20 protein-coding genes are annotated in these 18,717 nt (G+C 70.6%); 7 read left to right on the top strand and 13 right to left on the bottom strand.

From position 1 onward, the window contains the following. Positions 1–375 precede the first annotated feature (375 nt). The 6 genes from ABD811_RS01565 to ABD811_RS01540 form a co-directional block, all read right to left on the bottom strand. Positions 376–1,230: a shikimate dehydrogenase gene (locus ABD811_RS01565; protein ID WP_344939600.1), complete on the bottom strand. Its 855-nt coding sequence runs from the start codon at positions 1,228–1,230 to the stop codon at positions 376–378. Next, positions 1,227–1,670: a type II 3-dehydroquinate dehydratase gene (aroQ, locus tag ABD811_RS01560; RefSeq protein ID WP_344939598.1), complete on the bottom strand. Its 444-nt coding sequence runs from the start codon at positions 1,668–1,670 to the stop codon at positions 1,227–1,229. Before aroQ ends, ABD811_RS01565 begins: the two co-directional genes overlap by 4 nt. 22 nt (positions 1,671–1,692) lie before the next feature. Further along, a complete protein-coding gene (locus ABD811_RS01555; protein ID WP_344939596.1) occupies positions 1,693–2,478 on the bottom strand; it encodes an N-acyl homoserine lactonase family protein in 786 nt (261 codons plus the stop codon). After that, on the bottom strand, positions 2,475–3,836 hold the full coding sequence (locus ABD811_RS01550) for an MFS transporter (protein ID WP_344939595.1): 1,362 nt from the start codon (positions 3,834–3,836) through the stop codon (positions 2,475–2,477). Before ABD811_RS01550 ends, ABD811_RS01555 begins: the two co-directional genes overlap by 4 nt. 583 nt (positions 3,837–4,419) lie before the next feature. Then, the gene (locus tag ABD811_RS01545) at positions 4,420–5,109 is read right to left on the bottom strand and encodes a TetR family transcriptional regulator (protein WP_344939593.1); all 690 of its coding nucleotides are present in this window, start codon (positions 5,107–5,109) and stop codon (positions 4,420–4,422) included. Between the two features lie 35 nt (positions 5,110–5,144). After that, positions 5,145–7,004, bottom strand: a complete 1,860-nt coding sequence (locus ABD811_RS01540; protein ID WP_344939591.1) for a bifunctional sugar phosphate isomerase/epimerase/4-hydroxyphenylpyruvate dioxygenase family protein — start codon at positions 7,002–7,004, stop codon at positions 5,145–5,147. Positions 7,005–7,137: 133 nt separating this feature from the next. Between ABD811_RS01540 and ABD811_RS01535 the strand changes: the two genes are divergently transcribed. Then, the gene (locus ABD811_RS01535; RefSeq protein WP_344939589.1) at positions 7,138–7,575 is read left to right on the top strand and encodes a MerR family transcriptional regulator; all 438 of its coding nucleotides are present in this window, start codon (positions 7,138–7,140) and stop codon (positions 7,573–7,575) included. Next, on the top strand, positions 7,572–8,330 hold the full coding sequence (locus tag ABD811_RS01530; RefSeq protein ID WP_344939587.1) for an NAD-dependent epimerase/dehydratase family protein: 759 nt from the start codon (positions 7,572–7,574) through the stop codon (positions 8,328–8,330). Before ABD811_RS01535 ends, ABD811_RS01530 begins: the two co-directional genes overlap by 4 nt. Before the next feature lie 232 nt (positions 8,331–8,562). On the opposite strand, the gene ABD811_RS01525 is transcribed toward ABD811_RS01530, so the two are convergent. From ABD811_RS01525 to ABD811_RS01510, 4 genes are all read right to left on the bottom strand, one after another. Then, a complete protein-coding gene (locus ABD811_RS01525; protein WP_344939585.1) occupies positions 8,563–9,012 on the bottom strand; it encodes an NUDIX domain-containing protein in 450 nt (149 codons plus the stop codon). A 227-nt stretch (positions 9,013–9,239) separates the two neighbouring features. After that, positions 9,240–9,746, bottom strand: a complete 507-nt coding sequence (locus tag ABD811_RS01520) for an HPP family protein (protein ID WP_344939583.1) — start codon at positions 9,744–9,746, stop codon at positions 9,240–9,242. Continuing rightward, positions 9,743–10,663 (bottom strand): pyridoxamine 5'-phosphate oxidase family protein, encoded by a 921-nt coding sequence (locus ABD811_RS01515; protein ID WP_344939582.1) that lies wholly within the window; start codon positions 10,661–10,663, stop codon positions 9,743–9,745. Before ABD811_RS01515 ends, ABD811_RS01520 begins: the two co-directional genes overlap by 4 nt. A 30-nt stretch (positions 10,664–10,693) precedes the next feature. Further along, positions 10,694–11,155: a VOC family protein gene (locus ABD811_RS01510; RefSeq protein WP_344939580.1), complete on the bottom strand. Its 462-nt coding sequence runs from the start codon at positions 11,153–11,155 to the stop codon at positions 10,694–10,696. Positions 11,156–11,277: 122 nt separating this feature from the next. On the opposite strand from ABD811_RS01510, the gene ABD811_RS01505 reads away from it, so the two are divergent. Continuing rightward, a complete protein-coding gene (locus ABD811_RS01505; protein ID WP_344939578.1) occupies positions 11,278–11,850 on the top strand; it encodes a CGNR zinc finger domain-containing protein in 573 nt (190 codons plus the stop codon). A 231-nt stretch (positions 11,851–12,081) separates the two neighbouring features. Here the strand turns inward: ABD811_RS01505 and ABD811_RS01500 are convergent, their stop codons facing one another. Together ABD811_RS01500 and ABD811_RS01495 are read right to left on the bottom strand one after the other, a co-directional pair. Beyond that, entirely contained in the window at positions 12,082–12,210 is a 129-nt protein-coding gene (locus ABD811_RS01500; protein ID WP_344939576.1) for a hypothetical protein, read from the bottom strand. Between the two features lie 335 nt (positions 12,211–12,545). Next, on the bottom strand, positions 12,546–13,133 hold the full coding sequence (locus ABD811_RS01495) for a TetR/AcrR family transcriptional regulator (RefSeq protein WP_344939574.1): 588 nt from the start codon (positions 13,131–13,133) through the stop codon (positions 12,546–12,548). 127 nt (positions 13,134–13,260) lie between these two features. Here ABD811_RS01495 and ABD811_RS01490 point away from each other — a divergent pair, with 127 nt between their 5' ends. After that, positions 13,261–14,073 (top strand): SDR family NAD(P)-dependent oxidoreductase, encoded by an 813-nt coding sequence (locus tag ABD811_RS01490; RefSeq protein WP_344939572.1) that lies wholly within the window; start codon positions 13,261–13,263, stop codon positions 14,071–14,073. A 342-nt stretch (positions 14,074–14,415) separates the two neighbouring features. Here the strand turns inward: ABD811_RS01490 and ABD811_RS01485 are convergent, their stop codons facing one another. Further along, positions 14,416–15,333, bottom strand: coding sequence for a cation diffusion facilitator family transporter (locus ABD811_RS01485; RefSeq protein ID WP_344939570.1), 918 nt, complete (start codon positions 15,331–15,333; stop codon positions 14,416–14,418). A 1,752-nt stretch (positions 15,334–17,085) separates the two neighbouring features. Between ABD811_RS01485 and ABD811_RS01480 the strand changes: the two genes are divergently transcribed. From ABD811_RS01480 to ABD811_RS01470, 3 genes are all read left to right on the top strand, one after another. Continuing rightward, positions 17,086–17,244 (top strand): hypothetical protein, encoded by a 159-nt coding sequence (locus ABD811_RS01480; RefSeq protein ID WP_344939568.1) that lies wholly within the window; start codon positions 17,086–17,088, stop codon positions 17,242–17,244. A 362-nt stretch (positions 17,245–17,606) separates the two neighbouring features. After that, the gene (locus ABD811_RS01475) at positions 17,607–18,083 is read left to right on the top strand and encodes an NUDIX domain-containing protein (protein ID WP_344939566.1); all 477 of its coding nucleotides are present in this window, start codon (positions 17,607–17,609) and stop codon (positions 18,081–18,083) included. A gap of 53 nt (positions 18,084–18,136) precedes the next feature. Next, positions 18,137–18,565 carry a hypothetical protein gene (locus tag ABD811_RS01470; protein WP_344939564.1) on the top strand — a complete coding sequence of 143 codons (429 nt, stop codon included), beginning with the start codon at positions 18,137–18,139 and terminating at the stop codon, positions 18,563–18,565. Positions 18,566–18,717: the final 152 nt, after the last annotated feature.

The following is an 18,717-nucleotide window of genomic DNA, read 5'->3' as shown; positions in this document are numbered from 1 at the left end:
CGGAGGAGGCCGGCGCCCGGTCTTGAGCGGCGCCTCGGTCAGACGGGGGTGTCGTCTGGTAGGTCCCACCGGCGTGCGCGTCCTCGGTCGGCGGTGCCTCACAGCCGACCGGGGCGGCGGGCGGTGCGACGGCCGCCCGCAGCGACGGCGTCCCGCGCTGGACGCCTGGCCATGTGCCCCAACTGGCACGAGTTCGCTGCCTGCAACGAAGAGGGACCTGGGACAGGACGTCACCCAGTCACTCCCGACGCTCGCCTTGCCGGGCCGATAGCGGGCGGCGAACTCGACGCCGGGGATGCGCGGAAGCGCGGTCGGCACCAGGCTGCGTTGGGCATGGTGACGGCGAGACGCCGGGCAGGCCGACTGGTCCGCTGCTCATGCTGTGACCAGGGCGGAGAGGTGGGCGAGCATCCGGTCGGTGTCGGGGGTGAGGCCGGTGAAGAGGCGGAAGGCGTGCGCTGCCTGGAAGACGACCATCCCCCCGCCGTCCAGGGTGCGGCAACCTATCTCGCGGGCCTTTTCGAGCAGTTCGGTACGCAGCGGACGGTAGACCACGTCGGCGACCCACAGGTCCGGGTGGAGCAGTTCGGCCGGCACGGGGGAGCCGGGGTGCGCGGCCATGCCGATCGGGGTCGCGTTGACGAGGCCGTCCGCGTGCCGGAGTGCGGCCGGCAGGTCGGCGATGGCCGCTGAGCGGGCACGTCCCGCACCGAAGCGCTGCGTGAGTGCAGCGGCGAGCGCGTCGGCGCGGGCAGTGCGGGTGTCGACGAGGGTGACCTGGTCGGCGCCCATGGTGAGCAGTGCGTGCGCGACGGCGGCGCCGGCGCCTCCGGCGCCGACTTGGACGACCTGGTGCGTGGCGGCGTCGGGCAGGCCGCGGGCGAAGGATTCGGCGAAGCCCGTCCAGTCGGTGTTGTGGCCGATGGCCCGGTCGCCGTCGAAGGTCACGGTGTTGACGGCGCCGAGGCGGGCGGCGTCCGGTGACAGCTCGTCGAGGTGGTCGATCACTGTCTGTTTGCACGGATGGGTGATGTTGAGTCCGGTGTAACCCAGCCGGCGGGCGGTGCGGACCAGGTCGCCCGCGGCGGTGGCGGCGACTCCGAGGTCGGAGATGTCGAGGATCTTGTAGAGGTAGCGCAGGCCGTGGTGGTGTGCCTCGCGCTCGTGCAGGGCGGGGCTGAGGGAGGAGCCGATCCCCGAGCCGATCAACCCGATGAGGTGCGCGGTCATCCCCGGCCCTCCTCGCCCATCAGCTCGGCCAGGTGGAGCAACGCCAGTTCGTAGCCGTGCGCGCCGGCGCCGCAGATCACGGCGTCGCTGACGGCGGCGCTGTGGGAGGTGTGCCGGAACGCCTCGCGGCGGTGGATGTTGGTCAGGTGGACCTCGACGATCGGGACGCCCGCGGTCGCGAGGGCGTCGCGCAGCGCGACGGACGTGTGCGCGTAGGCCGCCGGGTTGATCACGATCCCGTCGGCGCCCTCCTGGACGGCGTCCACCAGGGCTCCCTCATGGTTGCTCTGGCGGAAGTCCACACGCAGGCCGTGTTCCGCGGCGACCGCGTGGCAGCGGGCTTCGATCTCGGCCAGTGTGACGGTGCCGTAGAGTTCCGGCTCCCGCCGGCCGAGGAGGTTGAGGTTGGGGCCGTTCAGGACGAGGACGGTTGGTCGCATTGGTACCCCGATATCTGTGGTTTCAGGCGATGCGGGCGATGCGGTCGCGGAAGGGTCCCGACAGGCGCGGGAAGCGTTCGAGGACCTCGGGGTCGTGGCCGGCCACGATCAGGTCCGGGCGGTCGGCCAGCTCCTTGATCCGGTCGAACGCGCCGTACATGCCGGTCATGCTGTGCAGGATCGCGAACGGGCGGTCGGCTTCCAGGTTCTCGTAGAAGTGGGCGGCGTCGGAGGCGAGCACCACGTGGCCGCGGGCGGTACGGATCCGTACCACCTGCGTGCCGGCGGTGTGGCCGCCGACCAGGTGCACGCTCAGGCCCGGTACCACGTCGGCGTCCCCGTCCACGAGCCGCAGCCTGTCCCCGGCGGCGCGCAGGTGTGCGAGGTCGTCGTCGCTGACCAGCCAGCGTTCCCGTTCGATGCGGCGTGCCCATGGGCCGGTCCAGTACTCCAGCTCCGGCCGCTGGACGACGTATCGCGCATTCGTGAAGGCGGCGGCCGTGCCGGTGTGGTCGTAATGGAGGTGGGTCAGGACGACGTGGTCGACCGAGTCGGCGGCCACTCCCATGTCGGCCAGGAGCGTCACGGGCGAGGAGCGGTAGTCGATCCCGGCGAGCCGATGGACCTGATCGGGGCTGATCCCGGCATCGACGACGATCGTGTGCCGGTCGGAGACCGCCAGCCAGACGTAGTACGCGGTCGGGTGCGGTTCGTTCCAGCGCTCGTCGTAACCGTGGAAGTGCTGGCCGCGCTGTCCGTCGCGGCGTGCGTAGTACAGGGCGTACACCCGGAAGGTGTCACCGCTCATGCCGGCTCCGCCGCTGCGGGGGCGGGGGAGGGGGCCGTCGGGCGGGTGCCGAGCTGCTCGGTGGGGACCTTGTAGGTCTCTCGGCCGGTCGCGACGGCGGCGACGTTGACCAGGCACAGAACGGCGGTGATGATCGAGACTCCCAGCCAGGCGTCCGGGCCGTCACCGGCGATGGCGCCGGCGATGCTGGGGGCGAAACCGGCGATCGCGAAGCCGATCTGGGTGCCGATGGCGGTGCCCGACAGCCGGACGCGGGCACTGAACATCTCCCCGTAGAAGGCGGGCCAGACGCCGCCGGTGGCGCTGTGCACGACACCGAACATCAGGATGCCGACCAGAAAGATGATCGGGTAGTCGCCCTCGGAGATGGCCCACAGGTAGGCGAACATCAGCACCGCGCAGCCCAGTGAGCCGCCGATGAACACCGGTTTGCGCCCTATCCGGTCGGCGAGACCGCCGAAGAGCGGGAGCGCGACCAGTGCCGCCGCGTTGGCGAGCACACCGACCCACAGCATGGGCGTCTTCTCCAACTCCATCGTGTTGACCGCGTAGGAGAGGGCGTAGACGGTGAAGATCGTGCTGACCGAGGCGATGACGGCGGCGACCATCACGCGCAGCACATCGGCCCAGTGGTCGCGGAACAGGACGGCCAGCGGCAGCTCGGCGACGGTGCCCTGGGCGGCCTCCTGCTCGAACACCGGGGTCTCGGCGAGCTTCTGGCGGATGACGTAGGCGACCACCATGACGACCGCGCTGAGCCAGAACGGGACCCGCCAGCCCCAGCTCAGCAACTGGTCGTCGGGGAGGGCCGCGACCGGCAGGAAGATCGCGGTGGCCAGGATCTGGCCGGCCTGGGTGCCGTTGAGGGTGAAGCTGGTGTAGTAGGCGCGACGGTCGGCGGGAGCGTGCTCCAGCGTCATGGAGTTCGCGCCGGCCTGCTCGCCGCCCGCCGAGAAGCCCTGCGCCAGCCGCAGCAGCACCAGCAGGACCGGTGCCGGCAGGCCGACCTGGGCGTAGGTGGGGAGGCAGCCGACGAGAAACGTGGCGGCACCCATCAGCATGACGGTGAAGACCAGCACCTTCTTGCGGCCGAACCGGTCACCGACGTGCCCCAGGACGAACGCGCCGACCGGCCGCGCGAGGTAACCGACGCCGAACGTGGCCAGCGCGAGCAGCGTGCCGGCGGCCGGGTCGGAGTCGGGAAAGAAGATCTTGCCGAACACCAGCGCCGCGGCGGTGCCGTAGATGAAGAAGTCGTAGTACTCCAGCGCGCTGCCGATCCAGGCGGCCAGTGCGGCCCTGCGGGGCTGGCCCTGCCCGGGCGGCCCCGTCGTGACGGCGGTGGGGTGGTCGCGCACGTGATGCTCCTCGGGGTGAGAGCCCGTAAGTACGAACTAGATAGTTAATTACCGGGCCGTCACGTATGTTCTGGTGTCCCGCATCACATGTCAAGAGATCAGGGCAACCTTCACCTCGGATGATGCCGACCGGGCGCCCGGATCAACGGCGCCGTGAGCAAGGGGCGCCGCCCCGGCTGCGCAAGGGACCGGCGTACGTCAGGTCAGGCTGCCGGGCAGGACGGAGCGGGGGATCGGGCCCTTGTCGCGACGGCCCCGCTGGGTCTCCTCCCAGGCGTGGACGAGGATCCCGATGCTCGACGGCTGAGGACGAACAGGCCCCGGGCCAGGGGAGCGGGGAAACTCGACTCGGCGCAGCTGCCGGTGGCGCCGTGGGCTCGGCTTACTGCCCTTGGCGCAGGATCTCGTCGAGGAAGCGGACGCTATTGCTCCCGTCGCCGCCGTGATGGTCGCCCAGCGTGTCGCCTCGTCCCACAAGGCATCCCTGGGCATGCACGACCCAGGCGGGAGAGGCGGCCGGCGTGAACCCTTCCATGCATCATGCGCGGTGCCGCATCGCCCGCCGGCCGCGTGCTCGACGCGCTCAGCCGGCCTCGCCTCGCCCCGCCGACTGCCGGCGACCGCTCCCAGTGAGGTAGGCGACGACGGCCTCGCCGGTCATCTCGCGGTGCCGGGCGCGGTGCTCGGGGGCGGTCAGGTCGCGACCGAACAGGGCGCCGAAGGTGTGCTGGTTGGAGATCCGGAAGAAGCACAGCGCGCTGATCATCATGTGCACGTCGATGGCGTCGGCGTCGGTGACGAAGTCGCCGCTCGCCCGTCCGGCCTCCAGGATCTGCGAGATGAGCCCGGTCACCGGTCCGCCGAGATTGGTCAGCATCTCGGACTTGCGCAGGTGCTCGGCATGGTGGATGTTCTCGATGCTGACCAGCTTGATGAAGTCCTGGTGGGCGTCGTGGTGGTCGAAGGTCAGTTCGGCCAGCGTGCGGATCGCCTCGACCGGCGCCAGGTGCTGGACGTCGATCGCGGACTCGGCCGTCCTGACCTCGGTGTAGGCCTTCTCCAGCACCGCGATGTACAGCTTCTCCTTGTTGCCGAAGTAGTAGTAGATCATCCGCTTGGTGGTGCGCATGAGCGCGGCCATCTCGTCCACCCGCGCGCCGGCGTAGCCCTTGCGCGCGAACTCCCGCTGGGCGACCTCCAGAATCTCGGCGCGAGTGCGTTCGGCGTCGCGCCGGCGCCCGTTCGAAGCGGGGGCAGGGGACTGGGACGACATGTGACTCCTGGAGAGGCTGCCGGACGACAGCCATCCTAGGACGATCGTGATCGGCTGCCTCGCCGACGGCCGCCCTGGTCCGCATACTGGGCGGCCAGCCGGACAGGCGCGTTGGGAGCGCCGTATCCGCGGTACCCGCCCAGGCGCTGGACGACCTCCAGGAAGACCCGGCCGGTGGTCGCGGTGTAGAAGTGCAGGAACTCACCGTGGTCGTCGCGGTCGTACAGCAGGCCGAGTTCGCGCAGCAGGCGGTGGCGTTCGGCGCCCAGGTCGTACCGTGCCTCCAGGTCGTCGTAGTAGTTGTCCGGGATGGCCAGCTGTGCGGCTCCGGCGTCCCGCAGCCTGCGGACGGTGGTGACGATGTCGGTGCTGGCCAGCGCCAGGTGCTGCCAGGCCACGTCGGGTGCGCCATCGTGCGCACCGACGTAGGCGACGTTCAGGGCGATCCGGACCCGCCCATCCTCGGTGGAGACCGCACGGCTGCGCATCAGCCCGTACGGGTCGGGCAGTTCGAGGCTCTCGTGCGGGCGCAGGCCCAGGACGCTGCGGTAGAACAGCGACGCCTCGTCGAAGTGGTGCCAGGGCTGTGTCAGCGCGACGTGATCGATATGAGTGATCTCTCCGGTTCCGGCCTCGCCCGGGTCCTGGCTGAAGTCGCCGGTCCAGCTGGGATGGTCGGGATGGCCGGTACGGCAGAAGAACAGCTCGGTGCCGTCCGGCGCGGCCACCGCGTCCAGCGGGACGTCCTCAGGGGCCCGCAACCGCGGCAGCACGGGGGCCAGCAGCGCCTCGGCGCGTTTGACGGCGGCGGCCGGGTCCGGTGATTCCAGCCCGATGGCGCCGAGAACCGGGCCGTCCTGGCTTTCGGGACTGCCGGTGTTGAGCAGGATGCGGGCCTCATTCTGTTCCCACAGCTCGACGGGTTTGTGCGCGTGCACGCCCGTGCGCGCGAATCCGAGCGCGGTCAGCAGGCCGCCCAGAGCCTCGGTGTCCGGCGTGGCCAGCTCGGCGAACGCGAACCCGCTCGGAACCACGGGAGAAGGCGCCTTGGAAAGCGCTGCCGGACGGGACGTGCGGTCGAGCCTATGGTCGACCGCCTCCTCCAGGGCGACGAGCGAGCGCATGGCGTCCTGCGCGGTGCGCATGGCCGCGGCCTGCCGGAAGATGTCGTTGAACACCTCCAGCGACAGCGGCCCGTCATAGCCTGTGCGCAGGACGTGCCCGACCAGTCCGGCGACGTCCAGGTCCCCCTGGCCGGGAAAGCAGCGGTAGTGCCGGCTCCAGTACAGGACGTCCATGGGGAGTGCCGGGGCGTCGGCCAGCTGGAGGAAGAAGATCTTCTCGGCCGGGATCGTCTCGATGGCGTACGGGTCCACGTCGCGCGCCAGGATGTGGAAGCTGTCCAGGCACAGGCCCAGATTCGGATGGTCGGCGGCCCGGACGATCCGCCAGGCGTGCAGGTAGTCGCTGACATGGCGGCCCCAGGCCAGCGCCTCGTAGGCGATCCGGATCCCGTGCCGGGCGGCTCGCTCGGCCAGGGCGTGCAGCTGTTCGGCCGCCAGCGCGTCGTCGTCCACCGAATCGGGGGAGACGCTGGAGCAGACCAGCATGCACGTCGCCCCGAGCCGTTCCATCACCGCGAACTTGTGCTCGGCGCGCCGCAGGTTGCGTGCCAGCACCGGGGGCGGCACCGCCTCGAAGTCGCGGAACGGCTGGTACAGATCAATGGAAAGGCCCAGGTCGGCGGCTCGGCTTCGCACCTCCTCCGGGCTCATCGGGCCGGCCACCAGGTCGTTCTCGAAGATCTCGACGCCGTCGAAGCCCGCAGCGCCGATCGCGGTCAGCTTGTCGGGCAGCGAGCCGCTCAGCGACACCGTGGCGATGGATCTGCGCATGTTCCGGACGCCTCCACTAATGAACGAACTAGTACGTTAGCCTACCCGCTGACCCCGTGAGCCGTTCTGGCCGCCGCTACCTCTGCCGCCTGGGATTGACTTCAAGCGCTTGAGGTGTGGTCTGCTGCCTGGCATGACGACCTTCACCATCCAGGACGTGTCTCGGCACAGCGGGCTGAGCGAGCCGACGCTGCGCTATTACGAAGATGTCGGGCTGATCGGGCCGGTCGACCGCGACGAGCACAGCGGGCACCGCCGTTACCGCCCCCGGGACCTCGACGTGATCGAGGTGCTGGCCTGTCTGCGCGCGGTCGGCGTCGGCATCGAGGACATGCGCACGTACCTGGCGAACCGTCCCCGCGGACGGGCGGCGGCGGCCGAGCAGCGCGATCTTCTGCTGCGGCATGCCGAGCGCATCGAGGCCGAGATCGCCGCCCACCAGGCCCGGCTGCGCTACCTGCGGGAGAAGGCGGCGTTGTGGGACGCCCGTGACCGCGGCGACACCGCCGCGGAGGCCGCGGCGGTGCGGCGTCTGGTGGATGCGGTCGGCGGCCTGGGGGTGCTGCGATGAGCCGGGTCCTGGTCACCGGCGGGTCCGGGTATGTGGGGACGCATCTGATCGCCGCGCTGCTGCGGGCCGGGCGCCCGGTACGCGCCACGGTGCGCTCGACGGCCCGCGAGGCCGACCTGCGCGCGGCGGTGCGCCGCGGCCGCGCCGACGACGCCGGACTGGAGGTCGTCGCCGCGGACCTGGCGGCCGACGACGGCTGGCCCGCCGCCGTGGCCGGGTGCGCGGAGGTCCATCACGTCGCCTCGCCCATTCCAGTCTCCCAGCCCGAGGACCCTGACGAGCTGATCGTCCCGGCCCGCGAGGGCACGCTGCGGGTGCTGCGTGCCGCGTGCGACGCGGGCGTCCGGCGCGTCGTGCTCACCTCGTCGTTCGCCGCGGTCGGGTACACCCCCAAACCGGGCGCCGAGTTCACCGAGGACGACTGGACCGATCCCGACACCCCGGGACTGGCGCCCTACCCGCGCTCCAAGACCATCGCCGAGCGCGCCGCGTGGGACCTGATGAGGCGCGACGGCGGCGACACCGAACTCGTCGTCGTCAACCCGACGTTCATCCTCGGGCCCACCCTCACCACCGACCTGCGCTCCTCGACGCAACTGATCAAGGCGATGCTCGACGGGACGATGAGCGTCGCGCCCCGCCGGCGCTTCGGCGTCGTCGACGTGCGCGACGTGGTGGACCTGCACCTGCGCGCCATGGCCGCGCCCGAGGCCGCCGGCAAGCGCTTCCTCGCGTCGCCGACGGCCCGGCGCTGAGCTTCCTGGAGGTCGCCGGCATCCTGCGCCGACGGCTCGGCGCCTCGCGCGTGCCCACGACGGAGGCGCCGGGGGACGACCCGCCGCGACCGGTCATTCACAACGACCGGGCCCGCAAGGAACTCCGATGGCGCCCCCGCCCCGCCGAAACGACGATTGTGCAGACGGCCGAGAGCTTGCGTGACCTCGGCGTGTGGAAGCAGCACGATGACGTTCACTGACACCTGACAGTTCAGGAAGTCACATGGCCTGGCTCGCACAAGAACGTCGCGGAGTTGGTCCGGCGCGCTTCGAACAGCACTGCGGTACGTGCGAAGAGACGGGGGCTCATGACCCTCTTCCATTCGTCGAGAGGCTGGATGAGCCATTCGGAATGCTCGGCCGGGTCGAGGACGATCCGGTCGAGATCGTCCGGGGTCAGGACCCCGCCGTCGAAGACGAAGCCGATCTTCGCGCAAGGCCATCCGGACTCGGGTGCCAGGAAGTGCGTGAGCAGGAGGCGCGGCGGTTCCACGAAGTTGATGCCGGTCTCTTCCCGGCACTCGCGGACCGCCGTGGCGAACGGCGTGATGTCGCCGTGTTCGACGTTGCCGCCCGGGAACTGCCACGCCTCCACCTTCTGGGCAGAGCGCAACGCGAAGGGGTTGCCGTGGACGTCGGTGAAGTACAGGGCGGCGTACATCGTGGCATTCGGCAACGTCTGGACGTACTGCTCGGGAGGGAGCCAACCCATGGAGCTTCTTTCTCCTGGCTAGAGGCGTCGCCGATGAGACGGCGCGCATGGTCGGGATGGATGCCGAGCGGATCGACGACATCCGCCATCACATCCTGAACGACACCGGATCAGACCGAGGTGTTCGGCGAGGGCAGACGGGGACGGTGTCCGGGCCGTTGGCGGCGATCGGCGGGTCACCACCAGTAGGCCGGGTAGGTGCGGCGGGCGGCGATGACGCCGACGGCCACGATGACGATCGTGGCCAGGAGCAGCAGGCCCAGGAAGGCGACGGGCTCGGGGTCGGTCAGCACGACGAGGACGGCGGTCGCGGCGGCGGGGGAATGCGGGGTGCGGGCCAAGGCCATGGAGCCGATGGCGAGGGCGCCGGCGAGGGCTGCCGTCCAAGGGGCGTCGCCGGCGAGGGCCAGGGCGCAGAAACCGACGCAGGCGGAGACGAGCTGGCCGCCGATGACGTTGCGGGGTTGCGCCAGCGGCAGGGTGGGAGCGGCGAACACCAGGGCGGCGCTTGCGGCCAGCGGCGGCACGAGGACCGGCCGGTGCAGGACGTGACCGATCGCGACCAGCAGGGTGAGCGCGATGGCGCCGGCCGCGGTGGCGGTCGCGATGGTGGAGGCGGTGGGGCGTGCCGGAGCCTTGCCGGTGAGCGCCTGGGCGACGCCGGTCCGGGCGATGGGGATCACAGGGCTTCCTCAGGCGGACGTACAGGCGGGTTGAAACGGGACGGGACGGGTTCGCTCCATCGCAGCGGCGCGGCCCCGGCGATCTCGATGACGTCGGTTGCGGTGAACTCGACCAGCCTTTCGGCGCCGGGCACCGCGGCGGCGTGCGCGGGATCCCAGTCGGTGCGCGCGGTACCGGTGAGGTGCAGGACGGCGCCGGTGCGCCAGTCCGCAAACAGCAGCCCGGCCCGGGGCTGGACCTCCAGGTTGCCCAGCGTGTTGAACATGGCGTTGCCGGTGTAGTCGGGCCAGCGCAGCACGGTCGGTGACACCACCTCCACAAAGCCCGGGTTCCCGCCGCGGTGGGAGGCGTCGGCATTGCCCTCGCGGTCGGAGGTGGCGATGAAGAAGGTGTCGGCACCGCTGATCCACCGCTGCTGGTCGCCGGTCAATGCGCGGGACCGTCGCGGAGGGGCCGGAACTGCCGCTTCCCACCGCGATTCGCGTTTCTGGATGTACTTGGGGCAGTTCGAGTACACCTGGTCGAGCGTGACGTGCAGGCCGTGCGGGGTCGGGATGGCGTGGCCGTTCATCCGCATCCGCCGGTGCCGGGCCGGTTCGATCGCCAGCATCCCGACCGTCGCAGGTTCGGTGAGCCGGTCGTGCAGCGGGTCGCCCGCAGCCGGGCGGGCGTCGATGGTGAGGGTGCGGGCGTCCTCGGCGTTCAGGAAGCCGGGCCGTCCGGTGAGCAGCGTGGCCCACATCCGTCCCTGAGCGTCGGCGGCGCCGAGCACCAGCATCGGCTGCTGGAGGAGGAACTTGCGCGCCACCTCGGGGATCTCCGCGCGAACGGCGCGGGCGGAGAACGCGCCCTGGTCCAGCAGGCCGGCGCGCCGCTGGGCGGCTCGTTCGCCTTCGTGGTAGACGTCGGCCGCCACAGCGGCCTCCTTTCGATGAGCCGGTGAAGGTTAGAAGAAACCGCAGGTCGGAGCCGCTCCACTGGGGGCGGGAGCGGTGTCGGCGCCGGTGGGCGCGTAGATCTCCAGGCGGATCCCGTCGGGGTCGGTGAAGAAGATCCCGCCGGACGAGACGCCCTCGCCGTGCGGGACGACGCCGTCGTGGGCGAACTCGGCGCCCAGTTCGCGCAGCACCCGCTCGGCGGCCTTCACCTCGTCGATCGACTCGACCTGGAACGACAGGTGGTGCAGGCCGGCCGAGCGGGTCGCGAAGGCGGCGTCGCTCTGCTGCCACAGGGTCAGCACCAGCCGCCCGTCCCGTCCGAGAAAGGCCCAGCGGCGTCCGGCCTCGTTGCCTTCGGCCTGCACCTGGAACCCGAAGACGCGCAGGTAGAAGGGCAGCGACCGATCCAGATCGGTCACGTTCAGCCCGACGTGTCCCGTCTGCAGGGCCTTGATGGCGACCGTTTCCATGACACACCTCGCAAACCCGGGCTGTCTCGCCCGGCGATCGACCTAACTGGCTATTGGAATATAGAAGGTTAGGCGTTCGATCGTCAACCGGCTAAGTCGCGTTAGGTGGGTAGAATCGCGGTGTGGCGCAGGAAGATCGATCCCAGCAGCGGGACGCCGCGGACCCTCGTCCGCTGGTCGGGGAACCGCTGTGCCTGGACCTGCTCAACACGCGGTGGAACGACGACGGCGTCCGGCACGACCTGCTTGACTCCACCGACGGTCTGGCCGTCTGGCTGCGTTCGGCCGGGTTGGACGACCGCGCGGCGGCCGACCAGGCGACGCTCGATGCCGCCTTGCAGACCCGCGGCATCCTCTTGGAGTTGCTGGACCGGGGCCCGTCCCCGCAGGCGATGGACGCGCTCAACCAGGTCCTGGAACGCGGTGCGCTGCACTACCGGCTCGGGCTCGGTGGCCCGGAGAGCCACCCGCGGACCGACGACCCCGCCTGGCTGCCGTCCTGGCTGGCCGCCACCGACTACCTGCGACTCATGGCCGACAGCCCCGGCCGCGTCAAACCCTGCGCGCACCCCAACTGCGTGCTGTACTTCTACGACACGACCAAAAGCGGCACCCGTCGCTGGTGCTCCATGGCCGTCTGCGGCAACCGCGCCAAAGCCGCCCGCCACTACGAACGCGCCAAAACCGGACGTTAGGCCACGGCGTTCCACGTCGAACGCGACCAGCGCGACGCGATGCGGGGTGCGGCGTGATGCGGGGTGCGGCGTGATGCGGGGTGCGGCGTGATGCGGGGTGCGGCGTGATGCGGGGTGCGGCGTGATGCGGGGTGCGGCGTGATGCGGGGTGCGGCGTGATGCGCGGTGCGGCGTGATGCGCGGTGCGGCGTGATGCGCGGTGCGGCGTGATGCGCGGTGCGGTGGTCGCCCCTAGGTGAGCAGGCGGGTCGAGCCCAGCCGCACGATCAGGCGGTGCCGCTGCTTTGGGTGCAGATGGTCGGGGGGAGCGGCAGGCCTGGGCACGGGGCCGGGCCAGGGGAAGCCGTGGTCAGTGCCCATGGCGGTGGCCTTGCGGGGGGACTGCCGATCGTCGAGGGCCGCGATGGTGCTGACGCTGTCGGCTGGTGTGTCCGGTGCGATGCGATGTTTGGCGTGGCCGTCCTGGATGCGGGTGGTTACGGGAGCACGTGCTTCTGTTGCGGTTGGGGGCTCACCCCGGCGAAGACCGCTTGGAGGTTGCGGTCGGGTAGGCGTGTGTCAGCGGTTGGTGGCTGATCAGCAATCTGTAGTGCCCGCGCTGCGAGAGGCGCTCTGCGGCTGGTTCGGGACACCCTGAGAATGACGACGTCTCCGCGAGCCGGCGCCTCAGAAGCGGCAGAGCGAGCCCGGAGGGTTCAGGGACGCAGCGCCCGCAGCACGGCATCGACCAGGGCGTCAGCGTACTCGGGCGTGAGCGGCCCGGTCCGCAGCAGCCAACGCTGGTAGACCGGTGCGTACAGCAGCTCCAGCGCCAGGTCCAGGTCGGCGTCCTCGGCGATCTGCCCGGCCCGCTGCGCGCTGCGCAGCCGCTCCTTCTTGGCCTCGTCCACCGGCCCCGCCAGCTTGTCCCGATACTGGGCCGCCAGTTCCGGATCGGCCACGATCTCCATGTTGAGCGCCCGGATCGGCGCCTCGAACGCCGGGTCGGCGAATTCGGCGACGGTCGCCCGCATCACGGTCTTCAGGTCGGCCTCGATGTCTCCGGTGTCGGGCAGCGCCATCCCCTGCGTGTCCTCGCTCAACGCCAGGAACGAGTCGAAGACCACGGCCCCCTTGGACCGCCACCACCGGTAGATCGTCTGCTTGCCCACCCCCGCCCGCGCAGCGATGGCCTCGATGGAGAGCTTGGCGTACCCCACCTCGGTGACGAGTTCCCTGGCGGCTTGGAGGATGGCCTGCCGTGACCGTTCGCTGCGGCGCGCGGGATCGGGCTTCTTATGCACGCGGACGATCCTACCCCACACGAGACGAGACGGACCGTCTTGACAGACGGAGGGCAGGCACCGCTAAGGTTTCGACAAGACGGAACGAACCGTCTCGTCTCGTATACACGGTGAGGAGTTGATCGGCATGCGCGTCTGGTTCATCACGGGTGCGTCGCGGGGGCTGGGCCGGGCGTTCGCCGAGGCGGCGCTGACCAGGGGAGATCGCGTGGTGGCCGCGGCCCGCGACGTCGAACCACTGTCGGCACTGAAGGCGGACCATCCCGACAGCCTGGTGTGCCTGCCGTTGGACGTCTCCGACCGCGCCGCGGTGCACGAGGGCGTGGAACGGGCGGCGGCGGCGTTCGGCCGGCTCGACATCGTGGTCAACAACGCCGGGACGATGTTGTACGGCATGATCGAAGAGGCCACCGAGGCCCAGATCAGGGCCCACTTCGACGTCAACGTCCTCGGCCAGATCTGGGTCACCCAGGCCGTGCTCCCGCACCTGCGGGCCCAGGGTTCGGGCCACATCCTCCTGGTCACGACCATGGGCACGGGCGGCGGCGTCGCCTCGGCCGGCCTGTACGCGGCGGGCAAGTCGGCGCTGGACTCCCTCGGTCAGGCGCTGGCCATGGAGGTCGAGCCCTTCGGCGTCAAGGTCACCATCGTCCAGCCGGGCGGCTACGACACCGGCCTGTTCACCATCGGCACCACGGCCACCGCGCCGAACCCGGCCTACGACCCGGTCAGGGAGAAGCTGGCCGAGATGTGGGGCGACGAGGTGGGACCGGACCCGAGCACCGCCGCGCCGGTCGTCATGGAACTGGTGGACCTGCCGCAGCCGCCCCTGCGTCTGATCGTCGGCGCGCAGTCCTTCGACTTGGTCCAGCAGATGAACCAGGCCAAGACCGAGGAGTACCGCGCCTGGGAGCACCTCAGCCGCAAGGCCCCGGGCTGAGCCGCGTCGCGGGCCCGGCGGGGCAGCGTGCCGTCCGCGCGTTCCCGGCCCCGCCCCACCGCGCATGTCCACCGCGTTCGCAACGTCTAACCTGACGCATCGCCTCAATCCGCGCGCCTCCCACGGCCTGGCCCACCTCCTCGACGCCTGTCAGGTGGGTTCCAGCAGCCTGGACGCCACCAGTTCCGGATCGTTGACGCGGTTCTTGGCGGCGGCCTTGGCGGCATCGAAACGGGTTTGGTGACGTCGCGGGCCGGGTGGTGACCAGTGGGGCGGCCAGGTTGGCGGCGGTGAACAGCAGCATCCGCAGGCTCGCTCTCGAACACCAGGGCCCTGTGGGCCTTACCAGGAGACGGCGTCGCAGCCGGTGTGGTCGGCGGGTTCGACCTGCAGGGTGGCGTGTGCGACACCATGCCGTTCGCGTAGCACCTGCAGGGCGCGGTCGAGCACCCCGTGGGTGGCGGTCTGGTCGGCGGTGACCAGGTGGGCGGTGGCCACGTGCATGCCCGATGTGAGCGTCCACAGATGCAGGTCGTGGACGTCCTGGACACCGTCGACCGCACCCAGGTCGGCGGCCACCCGGCCCACGTTCACGTCCTCGGGGGCGTGCTGCCCCAGCACCGCCACCACCTGGCGGCCCAGCGCCACGGCCCGCACCACCACGAACACGCCGATGGCGATGGCGACCACGGTGTCGAACAGCACCTGGCCGGTGGCCGCCACCAGCACACCGGCGACAATCACCCCGACCGACCCCGCGGTGTCGGCCACAACCTCCAGATAGGCGCCCTTCACGTTGAGGCTCTCGGACGCCCCCGCGCGCAGCAGCACCATCGCCGCGATGTTGACCGCCAGGCCCAGCGCCCCCACCACCAGCATCGGCGTGGAGGACACCTCGGCATGGTCGCCGATCCGTATCAGCGCCTCGGCGACGATGTAGACGGCAACACCCACCATGACCAGCACGGCGAACCCCGAGGCGAAAACCTCGGCCCGGTACGAGCCGTAGGTGCGTTGCCCGGTGGTGTCGGGGCGGGTGGCGATCCGGGTGGCCACGAGCGCCGCGCCCAGCGTGACGACGTCGGCCGCCATGTGCCCGGCGTCCGACAGCAGCGCCAGCGACCCCGACAGCAGCCCATACGCGAGCTCCACTCCGAAGAACCCGGCGATGAGCGCGAACGCGACAGCCAGCCGCCATCGATGCTTTCCGCCCGCGTGCCCGGCGGCATGGGCATGTCCGTGCCCGTGTCCGTGTCCCACCTGTGTCCTCCTGTGGTGTTCGTGTGTCGTTTTGGGGGTCAGTCGGTGCCGTGTGCGGTATCGCTGTCGGGACCGCTTCAGACGGGGGTTAGTGCCAGGGCTGGCAGCATGCGGATGTGGGCGTCGGGGGAGTAGGCCATGCGGCCGGACCGACGGACGGTCACCACCCGGTGCGCGCAACAGGAGCAGGCGTACGACACCCCGACTCGCCCTGCCCGGTCATGGTGGCCAGATCCGACTCGCGCATTTCCCCGCCTTCCAGCAGAGCGGTCAGCAGACGCAGCTGACCGGGGCCAGCAGATGAATCACCGCCGTCAGGTCCTGGACGGCATGGACGTCCGACATTGCGTCGCAACCCCGCGCCACCCGTTCGGGAAAGGCCGCCCGGCTCGGGCATCCGTCCAGAACCATATCTGAACATCTGAGCCACTGTTCATATGAGAAACCATAGCGGCACCGCTATCGACTCGTACAGAGGCCCCCGCGCCTGAACGCCGACCCGGAATGCGCCGCCGACTTCACAGCCCGGCTCGGCCACCGGGTGTCACTGTTCCGAGGTGACCCCCGCACCCCTGTGTGCGCAGTAGGGACCGCCGTTCAAATCAGCGATGGCGCCGGCTTGAGCGCGTTGTCGGGTTCACGGCCCGGGCTGCTGGTCGGGGGTGACGTGCGTGAACCGTTGGCGTGGGGTAGGGGCCGCTGTTCAATCGGCGATGGCGTCGGCTTGAGCGCACTGTCGGGTTGACGGCCCGGGCCTGCCATCAGCGTCGCTGGTTGGAGGTGACGCGCGTGAGCTCTGGGGCGGGGTAAGGGCCGTCGCTCAAATCAGCGATGGCGCCGACTTGAACGCGCTGCGGGGTTCACAGCCCGGGCCCGCCACCGGCGTCGCTGGTCGGAGGTGATGCGCATGAACCGTGGGGCGTGGGGTAGGGGGCGCTGTTCAAATCGGCGATGGCGTCGACTTGAGCGCGCTGTCGGGTTCACGGCCTGGGGCGGCCATCGGCGTAGCCGGTCGGAGGTGACGCCTGTGATCCCTTGGGCGTGGGGTAGGGCCGCTGTTCAATCGGCGATGGCGCCGGCTTGAGCGCGCTGTCGGGTTGACAGCCCGGGCCCGCCACCGGCGTTTCCAGTCCGAGGTGATGCCCGTGATCCTTTGGGCGTGGGGTAGGGACCGTCGCTCAAATCAGCGGTGGCGTCGACTTGAATGCGCTGCGGGGTTCACAGCCCGGGTCGGCCATCAGCGTCGCTGGTCGGAGGTGACGCCTGTGATCCCTTGGGCGCGGGTAGAGACCGCTGCTCAGAGTCGTCGGCGGGGGGAGGGTTCTGGGGCGGTCAGGGCGTCCCTATCGCGTACCACTGCGCGATAGGTATCTCATGGTTGGCGCAGTGGGCGTCGACGTGACCGCAGATCTAGTACACGCTCCCGGCGTCGGCTAAGGAGTGGGCGCGGTGGCGCCGCCACGCGCCCGGCCGTGCAGGCCACGGCATCCCTTCCAGCCCGTGGGGACGGCGTGCGCTGATGTCGGGCCCCGAATCGTTCCTGTAGGTATGTCTGCTGGTCAGGACGCCAGGGCGATCCTCTCGCCGTCGGACGTGGGGAGGGTGCCAGGCGTCCCTAGGGCGCCGCTGCCCGGGGCGGTCTGATCGTCGGGGCCGCCCCCTCCACCTGCTGGACACATACATGACTAGCTGAGCCGGTATAAATTCCGGCGCCGGGTCCGCTCCGCAGTGCCTGCCCCTACGCTTGGGGCCATGAGCGACCGTGCGCTCCGCCCGCCGTTGGATTCAGCCGAATGTGGCGTGGCGCCGGTGTCGATGGAGATGAAGTTGTCCGTCGGCGTCGACCTGCTGCAGTTCGGTGACGTCACCGCGGCCGATGGATCGCAACTGGGCGTCGCCGATGCGTGGTGAACTGGCCCTGGTTTCGCGCCATCCTGTCGACGAGGCTGAGGTAGCGCTGTACGCCGACTGGGCGGGACAGCAGATGCTCGGCCAGTCGGCGCTGTACCTGCGACGGGGCGACGGCCGGCTCGGCTGGGAGGGCCTGCTGACGCGCGCTCGGAAGGCAACGGCGGACGACCCGCCGGCCGATACCCGTGAGACGCACGTCGCCGTCCTGGCGGTCTCGCAGGAGGGGTGTGGAAGGTGGCGACGCAGGCGTGCACATCCGGCACGTTGCCGCTGGAGACAGCCGAGCGGCACCGGTGGCACGCCGGCCCGGGCGCTGTGCGGCAGTACCTGCAAGGCGACGAGCAGGACGGGCGGTAGGACGGATGAGCAGGAACGACGGCCAGGACGAGACGCCCGGCGATGAGCGGGTCAAGGGCACAGCGGCGCTGCTGGTGAACGCCCGCGGCGAATACCTGCTGCACCTGCGGGATGACGTGCCGGGCATCTGCGATCCGGGCACCTGGTCCCTGATCGGTGGCAACCGCAAGGCGGGGGAGTCTCCCGAGGAGACGATCCGCCGTGAGTTGATGGAGGAGGCCGGGCTGTCCATTCCCGGCCTGCAGCGGTTCACCGTGGCGCGCAGTCTGGGGCCGGACGGCACGACGAAGGGCCACATCAATGTCTTCCGCGGGCGGTGGGACGGGGACGCGGCGGCTCTGCCGGTCACGGAGGGAATCATGTTCCACTGGTTCGCCGCGGCGGTCGTGCCCCGGCTGCGCATGAGCCCGTGGGCCCGCAGCGTCATCGAGTTGGACAGCGGCGTCACCAGGCGCCGCTTCGCATCGCAGGAGCCGTCCTGACTTCCGCGAGTGGCGCGCGCGGCGACGGCGTGGCGCCCACGTCCGGTGGCAGCGTGGCGCCCACGTCCCGCGACGGCGAGGCATCCACGTTCGGCGGCAGCGCGCCCACGTTCGGGGACGAGGCGGGCGGCATGGCGTTGGAGGAACTCGGCCAGTGGGCTGCCTGGCAGGCCGATCGTCTGGCGGCTGTGTTCGGCCTGGCCGCCGACGACGCCAGGGACCGGGAGTTCTTCCTGCTGGCGCAGAGCGCCAAGCTCGGTGAGGAGGCGGGAGAACTGCAGAGGGAGGTGCTCGGGTTCGTGCGCTACCAGCGGGCCGACAAGCTCGGCGGCTTCACTCTCGAGCCGGCGGCCGGGGAGGTCGCCGATGTGATGATCTGCGCGGCGATCCTGGCCGCGCGCATGGGCATCGATCTCGACGCCGCCGTCCGGGCGAAGATGGCGAAGGTGGCGTTTGTGAACGACACCCTGTCCGGTGGCTGACAGCGGCCATTCAGCCGAACTCGCCCCTGCTGGGATGTGCGGCTGGCGTTTCTTCCGAGGACGGGCCGAAAGGGACGCCGTGAGCGCGGGGCTCCTACCCCGGCGGGAAGGGGGCTTGGCAGCATGGCTGCGTCCGTTGGCGGCACGCGGGG

It is taken from the genome of Actinomadura miaoliensis (assembly GCF_039536785.1).
Taxonomy (GTDB): domain Bacteria; phylum Actinomycetota; class Actinomycetes; order Streptosporangiales; family Streptosporangiaceae; genus Spirillospora; species Spirillospora miaoliensis.
This window is presented reverse-complemented; position numbering and strand designations above follow the sequence as displayed.

What these genes read in the sequence shown, in the direction of transcription:
- ABD811_RS01555 (WP_344939596.1), bottom strand. Translation starts at nt 2,478, where the DNA reads ATGAGCGGTGACACCTTCCGGGTGTACGCCCTGTACTACGCACGCCGC.
- ABD811_RS01545 (WP_344939593.1), bottom strand. Translation starts at nt 5,109, where the DNA reads ATGTCGTCCCAGTCCCCTGCCCCCGCTTCGAACGGGCGCCGGCGCGAC.
- ABD811_RS01500 (WP_344939576.1), bottom strand. Translation starts at nt 12,210, where the DNA reads ATGGGCACTGACCACGGCTTCCCCTGGCCCGGCCCCGTGCCCAGGCCT.
- ABD811_RS01540 (WP_344939591.1), bottom strand. Translation starts at nt 7,004, where the DNA reads ATGCGCAGATCCATCGCCACGGTGTCGCTGAGCGGCTCGCTGCCCGAC.
- ABD811_RS01530 (WP_344939587.1), top strand. Translation starts at nt 7,572, where the DNA reads ATGAGCCGGGTCCTGGTCACCGGCGGGTCCGGGTATGTGGGGACGCAT.
- ABD811_RS01510 (WP_344939580.1), bottom strand. Translation starts at nt 11,155, where the DNA reads ATGGAAACGGTCGCCATCAAGGCCCTGCAGACGGGACACGTCGGGCTG.
- ABD811_RS01565 (WP_344939600.1), bottom strand. Translation starts at nt 1,230, where the DNA reads ATGACCGCGCACCTCATCGGGTTGATCGGCTCGGGGATCGGCTCCTCC.
- ABD811_RS01490 (WP_344939572.1), top strand. Translation starts at nt 13,261, where the DNA reads ATGCGCGTCTGGTTCATCACGGGTGCGTCGCGGGGGCTGGGCCGGGCG.
- ABD811_RS01535 (WP_344939589.1), top strand. Translation starts at nt 7,138, where the DNA reads ATGACGACCTTCACCATCCAGGACGTGTCTCGGCACAGCGGGCTGAGC.
- ABD811_RS01475 (WP_344939566.1), top strand. Translation starts at nt 17,607, where the DNA reads ATGAGCAGGAACGACGGCCAGGACGAGACGCCCGGCGATGAGCGGGTC.
- ABD811_RS01480 (WP_344939568.1), top strand. Translation starts at nt 17,086, where the DNA reads ATGAGCGACCGTGCGCTCCGCCCGCCGTTGGATTCAGCCGAATGTGGC.
- aroQ (WP_344939598.1), bottom strand. Translation starts at nt 1,670, where the DNA reads ATGCGACCAACCGTCCTCGTCCTGAACGGCCCCAACCTCAACCTCCTC.
- ABD811_RS01525 (WP_344939585.1), bottom strand. Translation starts at nt 9,012, where the DNA reads ATGTACGCCGCCCTGTACTTCACCGACGTCCACGGCAACCCCTTCGCG.